The sequence below is a fragment of the Paenibacillus planticolens genome (genome assembly GCF_013141725.1).
GTDB lineage: Bacteria > Bacillota > Bacilli > Paenibacillales > NBRC-103111 > Paenibacillus_E > Paenibacillus_E planticolens.
Genome location: NZ_WHNZ01000022.1, coordinates 44463 through 58029 on the forward strand (window position 1 = coordinate 44463; position 13567 = coordinate 58029).

The window sequence follows — 13567 nt, forward strand, 5'->3', positions numbered from 1 at the left end:
CCACGCTTATTGTTTTTTTCGGTGCTACAGCATTTAAGACAGTCGTTTGTTCTTCTGCAGTAATCTCATCCCGTTAGCAATAACAATGAGTGAGCTGCCTGTATCCGCCAATACGGCCATCCATAGCGTTGAAGTTCCGAGAAAGATCATAACCAGAAAAACAACTTTAACTAGCAGTGAAAAAGCAATATTTTGTTTAATAATTTTTAATGCTCTCCGACTTAAACGAATCGCATAGGGCAGTTTGGATAGATCATCCGCCATGAGAGCCACGTCTGCTGTCTCTAAGGCCGTATCCGTGCCCGCGGCACCCATGGCGATACCGACCGTCGCTGTCGCTAAAGCAGGTGCGTCATTTACTCCATCACCCAGCATGGCTACATGACCATAATTCGTCATTAATTCTTTGACCGAAGAAACTTTGTCTTGTGGAAGCAACTCGGCGTAGTATTCGATTCCTCCAAGCTTTGCAGCAACCGCCTGAGCAGTTCCACGATTGTCCCCGGTTAACATCACCGTTTTCTTGATTCCAATCTTTTTTAGTTGTTCCAGCGTAGACTTACTATTGGGACGAACTTCATCCGCTACAGCAAAAATAGCGATTAGTTTCTCATTTGTCCCCATCATCATAACCGTTTGTCCTTGTTGCTCTAAGTGATTTATTCTTTCATTGACTCCATCCATCGAAACATTCAACTCGTTAGCAAACCATTTTGGACTGCCAATAAAATATTCCTCACCCTCAAGGGTGGCTTTAACCCCACGGCCGGTTACCGAAGTAAAAGACGAAATTCCCTTCATCCTTATACCCTTCTGTTCTGCAAGCCGAACAATTGCCTCAGCCACAGGGTGTTCAGATGAAGACTCAATACCAGCTGCTAAGGATAAAACGTCATCCTCAGTCCGTCCATCAAGAGCAATAATGACTGTTACTTGTGGCATTCCCGCGGTTAATGTACCTGTTTTATCAAAAGCTACAACGGAAACGGCTCCTAATCTTTCTAAATGTGCGCCTCCCTTAATGAGGATACCATTTCTCGCCGCGTTTCCTATTGCAGACACAATGGAAACAGGGGTGGAGATAACCAATGCACAGGGGCAAGAGACAACCAACATCATAAGTGAGCGATAAATCCACATTTGAAAAGGCTGTGCAAAAAATACAGGAGGTATAATGGCTATTCCAACTGCAATAATCAAAACTGCTGGCGTGTAATATTTAGAAAAAATATCTACAAACCGCTGCGAAGGAGCTTTTTGAGCCTGCGCATCTTCAACCATCGTAATAATGCGGGACAATGTATTATCTTTGGACAGCTTCGTTACCTGAACTTCAATTGCTCCTTGTTGGTTAATTGTTCCTGCAAAGACCTCATCTCCAACAGCTTTTTCCACAGGGATTGATTCTCCTGTAATTGGGGCCTGGTTGATCGATGAAGTGCCGCTGATAATGACTCCGTCTACCGCTATTTTCTCACCCGGCTTAACAATAACCGTATCACCGATTCGGATATCTTCAATCGCCATAATAGACTCATGACCATCCCTGCGCACTAAAGCTTCTATCGGAGATAAATCCATCAGCCCCCGGATAGATTTTCTAGTCCGATCCATGGTGAATGCTTCTAATGTTTCACCCAATGAGAACAAAAATACAACTGCTGCGCCTTCCTCCCACTGCCCGATCAGAGCAGCTCCGACTGCTGCAACAGTCATGAGCAGATCCATTCCGATTGTACGTGACTTTAAACCATAAAATCCTGTTCTCGCAATGCGGAATCCGCCAATAACGATAGCTGCAGCGTATATTACCGTTGAATAGATCTCTTCTACGAAGGCCCCCAATGATAAGCCCCAAGCTATTGCAAACAATAGCCCTGATAAAAAAGTAGGAAGAACCTTGTTATTACGCCTCCAGAAGCTTAATTCGTCCGTTGGCCGCGCGCCCCCTGTATCTAGCATTGCCGTGTATCCTGCCTGCTGTACCGTCTGTACGATGCTTTGAAACGCTGTTCCGTTATGTTCAACGGTCATCTTAGCCGCTCCATAGTTAACCGTTACTTGGTTAACTTCCGGAAGCGATCCAACCCGCTTCTCTAATTTTTGCGCGCAATCCGCGCAATCCATTCCATCTATCCGATAGACAGAGGTTTGATTCGATAGTGACTGTTGCTGGATCCGATACCCTAAGTTATTTATTTGTTTCGTAATCATCCCAAAATTAACAATCGGCTCTACATACGCAAGGCTCATCTTGGCCGTGGCAAAATTAACCGAAACCTGCTTTACCCCTTCTAAACGAGATACAGATCTCTCCAGCTTCACTGCGCAATCCGCACAATGCATGCCCTCAAGCGTTACCGTTCGATTGACCGTATCACCCAGTGTGTTCCCACAACATGAGTCACCATGATGATGATCGTGGTGATGATCATGGTTATGATCATGGTTATGATCATGTGTGTGATTAGGCTGATCCTCATGCACATGGTCATGGTGGTGCTTATTGTCATGGCGATGCGTGCCTTCGCATCCGTGTTTATGGTGCAAGTCATTTTTTGAATCTTCGTCATTGCAACAAGAGGTTTTTGAAGACATCAGAAATCATACTCCTCATTATCCATTAATATATGATTAAATGTTCATGTGTTGATTTTATATTATGTCGATCTCCTTATTATGTCAATTGTTATTAACCTAAAGATAACAATAAAAAAGGAGATCCAATGTTGGATCCCCTCTGTGTAATCATTAACTTTCCCTACTCTACAACGTCTCCGTATTAAGCGTAAATCCTTCGATCACGACGTCTTCGTCAACCTCGATCAAAATACATCTTTTCCCTTGATAATTCACCTGTCTCACGTACTTCAAATCTTGCGGACTAACCGAAATCGTGGCCACCTTCGTCTCGATCTTAATCGATTTCGAAGTAAACTTCGGAATAACGCTGCTCGCTTTAAGTTCATAATTTTTGTCGTCAACGATGTTTTGGAACGCTCGTTCCACCTTTTCCATCGTCACGTCCTCCACGCCGCTCACCGCGAGCATGCGTTCCACATCTTTATAATCCAGCTTTGCAGGCTCTTCCTCCTCGTTGGACTCGATGACCCGATGAATTTCCTCGTACACGTGAGCGATCGTAGCAGCATCCAGATGTTCGCCCGCCACTTCCTTCACGATTTCCTCAAAAATGGCTCTCTCTTCGAGCGCCGTCACGGTCTTCTCGGCATTTAAGACTTGCTCGATGAATTGTGGATTCGGTTCATGCGCTTTCCCCGCGCAATACAGAATACGATTTACGTCGGAATAGTTGTCCGTCACGCTAGGGTAGAAAAAACCTTGCTCCGGCGTATTCAATTTGACGATCGGATCTACGAAGACATTATACTTAAATTCCCTCTCGACATAATCAAACATGAGCGTTTTCCGCTGTTGTTCCGTGGAATTCACGCTGCACAAAATGAACAGATTCGCGAACATCTCGTCCTTTCCGGTCTCCTCGGCTTCATCGTTCCTTGCCTTTGTCGGCTTGGAATATTGCCCGCGGACGAAAGTAATCACCGTATCCTGTTCGTATGTGGTGTCCGCCAGCATCTTCTCCACTAACAAAAGCATCAGATCTTGCCACTCTTCCGGATTGCCAGTCACCAAGCCTTGGTGAAGAAGCACCTGCGTAGGTTGTTCCGCTTCCTCCTGAAACTTTAACTCGTACAGCTTATGATCTAATTCACCGGTCAGCAGTTTTTTAAAGTTTGCCATATAGAGTTCCTGTTTCTCCCTGTCCACTAGGGCGAAAGGCTGACGCTCGTAATGATAGATCTCGTTGGTTTCCTTCATAATGTACACGTTAAAAATGTCGTATAGGCGAAGCATCTCGTTATCCAATTTAAATTGCTTGCGAATATGTGCGATTTCTTTCTTTATCATGATCCTTCAGTCATCTCCTAAGAAGTGAAATGGCCTAACCAAAACTACTTCCTGTATGTTAATTCATAATTATAGATTTCACAACAATTTTGAAAATCTATCTTCCTGGGCAATGGCATGAAAATACAGCAAATTTATGGTAAAATGCCATAAAACAAATACACGATGAATGGTGATAAGTTGGATGGATAACGTGAAACCGTTTCTGATTGCTGTACAGATAGAAAATGAAATACCAGATGAAACGTTCGACAACTACTTAGCGTTATTGCCTGAAGATCACAGAAATTCGGTTATGAAGTATAAAACAAAAGATGATCGTGATCGCGCATTACTAGGTGCATTATTAATTCGATTTCATGTAAGCAAATTGTGTTCAATTCCTTTGCAAGCCATTGTTATTCACAAAAATAAATACGGCAAACCGTACTTGCCTATGTTCCCCGATATCCATTTTAATTTATCTCATTCGGGGAATTGGGTTGTCTTCATCATTGGAGAGAAAGCTGTCGGAGTTGATGCCGAGCAAATCAAGGAAATCGATATCTCAGCAGCTGCTTCTTTTTTCTCAAGCACAGAGCTTCAATTGTTATCCTCTTATGAAGGACATCGAAAGTTAGAATGTTTCTATGACTTGTGGACGCTCAAAGAAAGCTATATAAAGGCGCTGGGGGAAGGATTGTCTATTCCGCTTGACTCTTTCTGGATAGAGTTGGAACCGTTCATTACCGTTCATACGCGTAAAGGCAATCAAAACTGGCATTTCAAACAGTATGCGCTCGGCGATGCCTACAAACTCTCCGTCTGCAGCGCTCATTCTTCGCTGCCTGAAAAAGTAACCAGAATGACGTCGAACGAACTTCTAGACCAGGTGTCACTTCATGTTTCCGCGCAAATAGCTTCGGGTCACAAACTATGACGACGATTCATCATAGCCTGTGACCCGAATGAGTCAGCGTTCATATTATCGTTTTGTGTTGATTTTGCGCTTCAGTTCGTCGGTCAACGTAGACAATGTGTTTGCCGCTTCCAAGGTTTGACCCATGGAGGAGAAATGTTCCTCGGACGCTGCACGGATATTGTCCATTTCCGATCTTGCATTGTCGAAGATCTTCTCTGTCTGACCTAGGGAATCGGTCACTTCCTCTGTATGTGCCGAAATTTCCTCTACGGCTGCAGATACTTCCTGAATTTGCGTGCTCACCTCTTCGATCGAGGTTTGAATATACAAGAATGTCGTACCGGCGTGATTCAACGAATCAAGCCCTTTCTTCATATCCGCTGCCACATCTGCGGAAGAAAGAATAGCTTCATTCGCTTCTTGTTGAATCATACCGTTAATCAGTCTCACCTGCTTCGCAGATTCCGCTGATTGCTCGGCCAGCTTGCGCACTTCGCTTGCAATAACGGAAAACCCGCTGCCGTATTCACCTGCGCGTGCTGCTTCAATCGCAGCATTCAAAGCAAGCAGATGCGTCTGGCTGGACAGTTCCGTAATGACCGAAACGAAGGTCTCTACTTCCTTGGAGCGATCTCCAAGTCGATTCACTTGCACTAGCATTCTCTCCAAAGCTTCATCCGTTTGGGTGATTTGGGCAATTGCTTGCTGAATCGTTTCTCCGCCCATGGCCGCCTTATGGGATGTTTCACCGGAAGTGCTTGCTACTTCGTCGGAACTGCTGGCAATCTGCTGAATGGCGGAGGAAATCTCCGTCATCGTTCTAACGGTGGTTTGCAGAACTTCCATCTGCCTCTTAGAATCTTCCGCCACGTTTCGAGTTGATTCGCTAATAAGGTCCGCAACAAAGTGTCCTACTTCCGAAGTTGACTTCACCAGATCAACAGCTGAATTAACGTCAGTCACGAAATTCTCTGCTCCTCCAACAACTTCTTGCAGCGTATGTGACACCCGATGGAAATCGTGTGCAGCCTCCTGCGTTGTCGTGCTGCTGAAGTTCAATTCGCTTTCCGATAAATCCCCATCGGCCACACGCTTAATTTCAGCCGCTAAAAGAATCAGGTCGCTTTCCGCATGACGCTTGGCACGGCTTATCACCACATAAGCTCCTCCGAAGCACGCGAGAGCGACCACAATAATACCGATCAAGAAGGAAGCCCAGCCTCTTCCAGGCATGAAAAACAGAAATGACAGGACAAACGGCAGCAGCGCTATGACCGATGAAGAGATAATGATCTGTTTATCTTTAAAAGAATCTTTAAAAGAATTCAATGTATACACCAACCCAACAACTTTTTTTTACATTAATTTTGAAAAAAGCCTGGAACCCAGGCTTTTTTCAAATACAGTCATTTAGTTCAAGTATGCTTCCGCATCTTCCAATTTTTCGAAGGAAAGGACGATATCTCCAAACATCCGTTTCATTTGCATTTTCGAGACAGCGGATCCTGTAAAGTAAGCCCATTTAGAAAGGCCCTTTTGAACGGACAGCTCTCCCAGCGGCCCTAACGCCACCGCTACTTCCTGAGTGAACAATTTGCCTTCGCTCAAGTCAGTTAAGCCAGTAAAGCCTGGTTTTACTTGAGTAAGGACTTTATTAAATTCCTGTATATACGTTTCTACTTCTTCCATCGTGATGCTTTGTACTTTAACAGTAATTCTGTTCTTTGCTTGGTCGTAAGAAATTTGAAACATGGTCTTACCTCCTGAAGTGTTTAAAATAAGTACTACTTTGATTTTACCAAAATTTACTTTGAAGTAAAGAAAAATTTGTCGTATTTAGCAGTTTTATGAAAGGAACAATGTCGAATTATGTATTTTTTAGATAATACATGTCGAATTATAAGAAACCAACCTCTTTGCAGTAAGCGATCATAGCGTTGATCTGCTTGGGCTCAACAGCTTTCCATGAGAAGCCGAGCAGGTTCAATGCGGCAACGGTTTTCATTACGGAAGTTTCGAATACCGTCTCATTATGATGCTGTTCCAGCCAGCCATAGTGCAGCATAATCTTCTCGATCTCATCTCGGCAGTCGTCCGCCTCGTATTTCGCCGTCATATAATCGATGAATTGTTCGAATGATCCTGGCTTCACGTCCCACTCCAACCGTCCGTCTGCCAAAATGCGGTGCAAGCTTTCGCGATGCGGATTGAATAGATGGAAAATCTCATTCTGCAGTGCTTCTGGCTGCATAAGCAGTACAATCGCCCTGCTCACCGCATCGACATATGAGAAATCCGTGTCCGGTTCCATCTCAGGCACCATGCCAAGCCGGATGAACGATTGAATCATCGTGTAGAACGCGTTTTCCCCGATATTTTCTTGAAATTTTCCAGTTTCGGAATGAAACACGATGTTGCCGATTCTGTAAATGCTCGATCGAATGCCCGTTTCTCTGGCAAGAACTACTCTTCGCTCGGCTTCATGCTTCGTTTTGGCATAATAGTTCTCATACTGCTGTCCAAGATCAAGATCATACTCCGTAAAGTAAACGGCTGACTCGCCTGCGATCGTGCCCGATGCCACGCCTAGGGTAGAAATATGATGAATGTCCTTGCGTTGGTTCAACTCAGCGAATGTTAGCAGCCGGTCAGTAGCAATAATGTTGTGTTGTTCAAAATAGTCGTAAGTCCCATAATGCTTCACTGTTGCTGCTGAATGCACAATGCCGTCAACGGTGCGGGACAGCTCCAGATAGGTCTCCTCCGGCAAACCAAACCGCTCTTGCGTCAGGTCTCCCCGATACACCTTAATCCTGCGGAGCATAGCCTCATCCACGAGTGAGCCAAAATAGAAAGCCAATTTCTCTTTCATGCGGTGGGCAGCTTGCTCGTCGGAATCTCCTCGTACGATAACATGGACAGTCCATGAGGTCGTGCTCAGCATATCGCGCAGCAGATGAATGCCTAAATATCCGGTCGCGCCAGTCAGCAGCACATGGCTGTATGCAACTTTCTTTGTCACATCTAAATTGTCATACTTCTCATTCTTCAAGCGATAAACTTCCTTGCTATCGTCAAAGGAAGGAGCGGATTGGGCGTTGTGAGCATTTTTCAGCTGCGCTAATTTATCCATTAGTCGATTGTTCGTCGTCTTGACTTTGGCAGACAAAGCGGCAATCGTCTGATGCTCGAACACATCGTTAATGCCGATTTCAAACTGCTGCTGCAGTCTGGCTACCATGACCGCCGCTTTAAGCGAATGTCCGCCCAGTTCGAAGAAATTATCGTGAATGCCGATTCGGGCTACACCAAGGAGATCCTGCCATACTTCTGCAATCCGGCTTTCCGTCTCTGTCCGTGGCGCTACATAATCGCTGCCCGAATGCAATTGTCCCAGCTCAGGCTCGGGAAGGGCCCTGCGGTCGATCTTGCCGTTTGGCGTCAACGGCAAAGCCGGCAGCTGTACGAAGTAGGAAGGAATCATGTAATCCGGCAAGCTTTCAGCCAGATGGCTCCGCAGTACCATGACGCTTAGCTCTTCCTCAACAGCGATATATGCGCATAAGTATTTGCCTCCGCTGCCATCTTCTTTGGCTAACACAATCGATTCTTTGACGCTTGCATAATTGAGCAGCGTGTTCTCGATTTCTCCCAGCTCGATACGGAATCCGCGAATTTTCACCTGATGGTCCAGTCTTCCTAGAAACTCGAGCGTACCGTCTTCATTCCATCGAGCCAAATCGCCTGTTTTGTACATTCTTCCTTCTTCTGCATAAGGGTCCGGCAAATAACGTTCCGCTGTCAAATGATCTTGGCCGTAATAGCCTCTGCCTACGCAATCACCCGCAATATATAACTCGCCTGGCACTCCCGGCGGCTGAACCTGCAGACGATCGTTTAGAATGTAAATGCTTGTGTTTGCAATCGGTCGGCCGATCGGCGGAATTTCCGGAATATCACCGTTCGGATCAATCGTATACGTTGTGGCCACGTGAGTTTCCGAAGGCCCGTAGTGATTGTGCAAATACACCTGATAACGTCGCAAATGCTCCCTGAACTTCTCCGGAACGATAAGCTGCTCGCCAGCCGTAATAATATGGCGAACCGAAGTCGGGAACCGGTCTGCGTATTCCTTCTCGTTTAAGATGAATTTGAGAAACGAAACAGGCATAAACAGAATATTGATTCCTTCGTCTTCAATCACTTGAAGCAGCTTGCCAACCTCACGGCGAGTATCGTTTGTAACTAAATATAAAGTACCGCCCGCAAGCAGGGTGGACCAAATTTCCTGTGAGCATACATCAAAGCTCAGTGTCGTAAATTGCAGCACTTTCCCGCTATAATCCACGTTAGTCTGCGTAAATTCATATTGAAGCAAATTCACCATATTGCCGTGCTCCAGCATGACACCTTTCGGCTTGCCTGTCGTTCCAGACGTATAAATAACATATAGCAAATTGTGCGCTTTGCTGCGGTTTTGAGGATTATCTGCCTGCTCGCTATAGACTGATTCCTGGTTCAGGTACAGTTCTCCGCCTTCAAATGTTGTTTTGCCGGCCAAATGCGTTTGCGTCAGCAGCAGCCTTGCCCCGCTGCTCGATAGCATATAGTTCACTCGATCTTGCGGATATTCCGGATCGATAGGGACATAAGCGCCGCCAGCTTTTAGAATGCCGAGCAGTCCAACAATCATCTCCAGCGATCTATCGGTCATGAGTCCTACGACTTCATCGGCCTGAATGCCTTTATCAATTAACGTTCCGGCCAGACGATTAGCCTTCTCGTTCAGCTCCCGGTATGTCAGCTTTTCGTTCCCGAATACAAGAGCGGGATGATCCGGCGTCTGCAGCGCCTGTTCCTCGAACAACGTCTGAATAGTCGCTTCCTTACGGTACGGAACAGCCGTATCGTTCAAGCCGTAGACCTGCTCATGAACTTCCGTCTCGTCCAGCAAAACAATTTCCGACAGCTGCAGCTGACTCGACGAAACAGCCGCTTGAAGAATGCGGATATAGTGCCGGATCATCCGTTCCACAGTGTCCTGTCTAAACAAATCTGTGCAGTATTGGAAATCGATGCGCACAGCCGCTTCCGATTCATTGACATCCACCATCAGATCATATTTGGCAATCGGCTCCACGTATGGGGCTACCGTTACCTCGGATCCTTCCATTGACGGTGCGGTTCGTCCTGTATTTTGCATAACAAACAAGGTGTCAAACAACGGGTTCCGCCCGGGAACGCGAGGTATGTTCAAATCCTGAAGCAGGTGCTCCAGCTCATATTCCTGATGCTCAATAGCGCCGAGAACGCAAGCTCTGATTTCCTGCAAAAACACGGAGAACGACTTATTCTTTTCCGGATAACTCCGCAAGGGCAGCGTATTAACAAACATGCCTATCATATGCTGCATCTCATTTTCAGTACGACAAGCGAAAGGAGCGCCAACAACGATGTCCTCCTGCCCGGAATAACGGGCAAGCAGCACGTTATAAGCAGCAAATAAAATCATATACAGCGTCGTATCGGAGGAAGCTGCAAGCTTCTTCAAACCATCCGTCATTTCAGCTTCGAGCTGAATCGAAACCGTATTTCCTTTGAAGCTCTGAACGAGCGGACGCTCCATATCGGTTGGCAGATGCAGAATCGGGATTTCACCCGCCAGCGCCGACTTCCAGTAATTTTGCAGGGCATTTCGGGCAGTTACATTTTCCTGTTTCCCGTACCATACGGCAAAATCTTTAAACTGAAGGGAGAGCGCAGGGAGTTCTTCCCCTCCGTACAGCTTGCTCCACTCTTCGAAAAACAGATGCATCGAGACGCCATCCACGGCTATATGGTGGAAATCAAGCAGCAAGTAATGCAGATCGTCCGAGCAGGAAACCAAAGCGGTCCGCATCAAAGGGGCCTCTTCCAGATCGAAAGGCTGCACGAATTCGCGCATGATGTCTGCTACTTCTGTAGCGCCAGCTGTAAAAACTTGCAGCCTGAACGGAATGTAGTCCCTAATTGTTTGTAGAATCTCTTCTCCGACCCATTGGAAAGAGGTGCGCAGCATGTCGTGACGGTCAATGAGCTGTTGAATCGTTTGTTCCAGCCTGCCCACATCAAGCTTGCCTTCGATACGAAGCAGCATTGGCGTGTTGTAGGCAGTTCCGACGCCTTCCATTTGCTCTATCAGATACATACGACGCTGAGCCGGGTAAACAGGATAATGCTCCATCGCCGGCGCCGGCTCGATAACGGGACGGATTGCGTCGGCACGGCTCATTCCGGCAATTCTCAATGCTTGTTCTCTGACCGTCGTATACTGGAACAAGTCGGTGATCGGCAATCGCACGCCGAAACGCTGCTCGATTTGTCCACGCAGTAAGGCTGCTTGCAGGGAATGACCGCCGATTTCGAAGAACCGTTCATCAGCGCCAATATTGGCAAGCCCCAAAATCTTCTGCCATAACTCTATGAGTTGGCTTTCTGTTTCGTTCGCTGCCGGCGTAGACACAGCCGATTCTACCGCTCGCTCAGGTTCTGGCAGCGCACGTCGGTCTACTTTGCCATTGGCATTTACGGGCAAGCTGGATAATGTCACAAAACGTGCTGGAACCATATAGTCCGGCAAGCGAATAGACAGAAAGTCGGCAAGCTCCCGGTGCGTGCAGCTCTCCGGAACAACTACATACGCACATAGATAGTTGGCACCGTTCTGATCCTCGCGAGCCATTACCACGCAATCTTTAACCGCATCGTGCTGCAGAAGCTGCTGTTCTATTTCTCCGATTTCAATACGAAAACCGCGAATTTTCACCTGATGGTCGATGCGTCCGAGAAATTCAATCGTGCCGTCAGGCAGCCATCTGGCAAGATCACCGGTCCGATACATGCGCTCACCCTGAGCGTACGGGTGAGAAACGAACTTCTCCGAAGTCAGGTCGGGTCTGTGCAAATAGCCCCGGGCGAGGCCGGCACCGCTCACGCACAGCTCGCCGGCCATGCCAATCGGCTGCAGCTTGCCTGCCGCATCCAAAATGAGGATTTGGCTGTTATAAACCGGTTTGCCGATTGGAATGTTATCCGTCAGCTGCGTCACCTTGTGCGAGGTCGTTACGACGGCATTTTCGGTCGGACCGTAGCAGTTAAATAGCTCGTAACTTTTTGCACGGAAAGTCTTTAATTTATCTCCGCCTGTTAGCAGCACACGCAAGGAGGTGTTTTCCAGTCCCATAAACTGCTCACATAGCTGAGTCGGCAAAAAGCTGATCGTAATTCCTTGTTGATGGAAAAAGGCATTCAGTTCTTCGCTATCGAGGCGAATTTCATCGGGAACCATGCTGAGAGACGCACCTGAAATGAGATAAGGGAATATTTCCCAAACGGAAGCATCAAAACCAAAACCTGCATATTTGGCTGCTCGGTCAAGCTCTGTCACATGAAAATACTTCTGGTGCCACTGAGCCAAATTCACTAGCGATCGGTGCTCAATCATAACACCCTTCGGCGTTCCTGTTGAACCAGACGTGTAGATGATATAGGCCAAGTCGGTCGGCTTCACTTCAATCGGATTCGCTGAAGCTTCTTCAGCCTTCAGCCATTCGTCGTTAACGGACCACACTTCTCCTTGGAAAGCAACCTCCGGGCGAATGCCGGGTGTCGTTAACATAAGACGTGTCTGGCTGTCTTCCAGCATAAACCGTACTCGTTCGGCCGGATAATTCGGATCGATCGGCAAGTAAGCCGCCCCTGCCTTCAGAATGCCGAGAATCGAGACAATCATCTGCGTAGAAGCGCCGGCCATGATGCCAACAATGTCACCTGTTCCGATTCCTTCCCTGACGAGAATTCGGGCCAATCGGTTGGATTGCTCATCCAATTGCTTGTAAGTCAGTGTCTCCTCACCGCAAACTACAGCCGACCGGTCCGGCGTTCGCTCTACTTGTGCTTCGAACAGCCGGTGGATCGCAGCATCCGATGAGAATTCAAACTGTGTGCTGTTGAACGCTTGCAGCAAGATTTCCTTTTCTTCTGAGCTTATATAATCAATGGATTCGATGGCAGCTTGAGGCTGATTGATCCAAGCCAGCGCGATATTTTCTAAATGGCCGAGCATACGATCTACGGTTGCAGCCTCGAATGCACATTCCCGATAAAACGCCTCCACCTCAATCGTTTCCGTTATTGTAAACCGCAGAAACAGATCATTTCCCTGCACAGGGGCGTCTTTGACGAACCCGGAATCCCCGCCCATGCCCACAACCGTGTTGAAGGGCAGTTCATGTCCTGCCTTCTCTTTGATCTCACGAAGCTCGCCAATCGTCAGTGACATCGATCGCTCGTGATCGATGAGGGCTTGTGTTTGCAGCACCGTCTCATCTAAGGAAAGTGCCAAAGCTGTGTTCATCTGAACAGCAATTATTTTGTCTTCGCCTGGCAGAAAAGCGCCGTAGCAAACTTCATTTGTGTTTAAATAGCGCTGGAGCAATACGAACCATGCCGTATACAATACCGTGGATAGTTCCACACACGCTAGTTCGGATGCCTTGCGAAATGCGGGCATGGCCTGCTTTTTGAACAACCGTTTTAAGGAAGATACCACGGTTAGGTCTATCGGTTTCGGGTCTGGAGCGAGAAATGTTTTATGATCCTCACTGTATAATTTGTTTTGCCAATATTCCTTGGTGTCGTTCTGATTGATAAGGACCAAAGCCATTTCTTCCACTTCCTTCTCTATTTGTTATTTTA

General features: G+C 46.9%; 7 protein-coding genes. 2 read left to right on the plus strand and 5 right to left on the minus strand.

The window, feature by feature from the left end; translation table 11 throughout:
* Positions 1 to 33: 33 nt before the first annotated feature.
* Complete coding sequence (locus GC097_RS11415; protein WP_281364290.1) at positions 34 to 2385, minus strand: heavy metal translocating P-type ATPase; 2352 nt, start codon at positions 2383 to 2385, stop codon at positions 34 to 36.
* 27 nt (positions 2386 to 2412) lie between these two features.
* On the opposite strand from GC097_RS11415, the gene GC097_RS11420 reads away from it, so the two are divergent.
* Complete coding sequence (locus GC097_RS11420) at positions 2413 to 2562, plus strand: hypothetical protein (protein ID WP_171683435.1); 150 nt, start codon at positions 2413 to 2415, stop codon at positions 2560 to 2562.
* Positions 2563 to 2766: 204 nt separating this feature from the next.
* Here the strand turns inward: GC097_RS11420 and GC097_RS11425 are convergent, their stop codons facing one another.
* Positions 2767 to 3930, minus strand: a complete 1164-nt coding sequence (locus tag GC097_RS11425) for a DUF4317 domain-containing protein (RefSeq protein ID WP_171683436.1) — start codon at positions 3928 to 3930, stop codon at positions 2767 to 2769.
* Between the two features lie 184 nt (positions 3931 to 4114).
* Between GC097_RS11425 and GC097_RS11430 the strand changes: the two genes are divergently transcribed.
* Positions 4115 to 4849, plus strand: a complete 735-nt coding sequence (locus GC097_RS11430) for a 4'-phosphopantetheinyl transferase family protein (protein ID WP_171683437.1) — start codon at positions 4115 to 4117, stop codon at positions 4847 to 4849.
* Positions 4850 to 4894: 45 nt separating this feature from the next.
* On the opposite strand, the gene GC097_RS11435 is transcribed toward GC097_RS11430, so the two are convergent.
* From GC097_RS11435 to GC097_RS11445, 3 genes are all read right to left on the minus strand, one after another.
* Positions 4895 to 6160: a methyl-accepting chemotaxis protein gene (locus GC097_RS11435; RefSeq protein ID WP_171683438.1), complete on the minus strand. Its 1266-nt coding sequence runs from the start codon at positions 6158 to 6160 to the stop codon at positions 4895 to 4897.
* A gap of 81 nt (positions 6161 to 6241) precedes the next feature.
* Positions 6242 to 6583: a hypothetical protein gene (locus GC097_RS11440; RefSeq protein WP_171683439.1), complete on the minus strand. Its 342-nt coding sequence runs from the start codon at positions 6581 to 6583 to the stop codon at positions 6242 to 6244.
* 145 nt (positions 6584 to 6728) lie between these two features.
* Positions 6729 to 13535 carry a non-ribosomal peptide synthetase gene (locus GC097_RS11445; RefSeq protein WP_171683440.1) on the minus strand — a complete coding sequence of 2269 codons (6807 nt, stop codon included), beginning with the start codon at positions 13533 to 13535 and terminating at the stop codon, positions 6729 to 6731.
* Between the last annotated feature and the right edge of the window lie 32 nt (positions 13536 to 13567).

Excerpts from the sequence above, each read along its gene's own strand:
- GC097_RS11420 (WP_171683435.1), top strand. The coding sequence starts at position 2,413 with ATGATGATCGTGGTGATGATCATGGTTATGATCATGGTTATGATCATG.
- GC097_RS11425 (WP_171683436.1), bottom strand. The coding sequence starts at position 3,930 with ATGATAAAGAAAGAAATCGCACATATTCGCAAGCAATTTAAATTGGAT.
- GC097_RS11430 (WP_171683437.1), top strand. The coding sequence starts at position 4,115 with ATGGATAACGTGAAACCGTTTCTGATTGCTGTACAGATAGAAAATGAA.
- GC097_RS11440 (WP_171683439.1), bottom strand. The coding sequence starts at position 6,583 with ATGTTTCAAATTTCTTACGACCAAGCAAAGAACAGAATTACTGTTAAA.
- GC097_RS11445 (WP_171683440.1), bottom strand. The coding sequence starts at position 13,535 with ATGGCTTTGGTCCTTATCAATCAGAACGACACCAAGGAATATTGGCAA.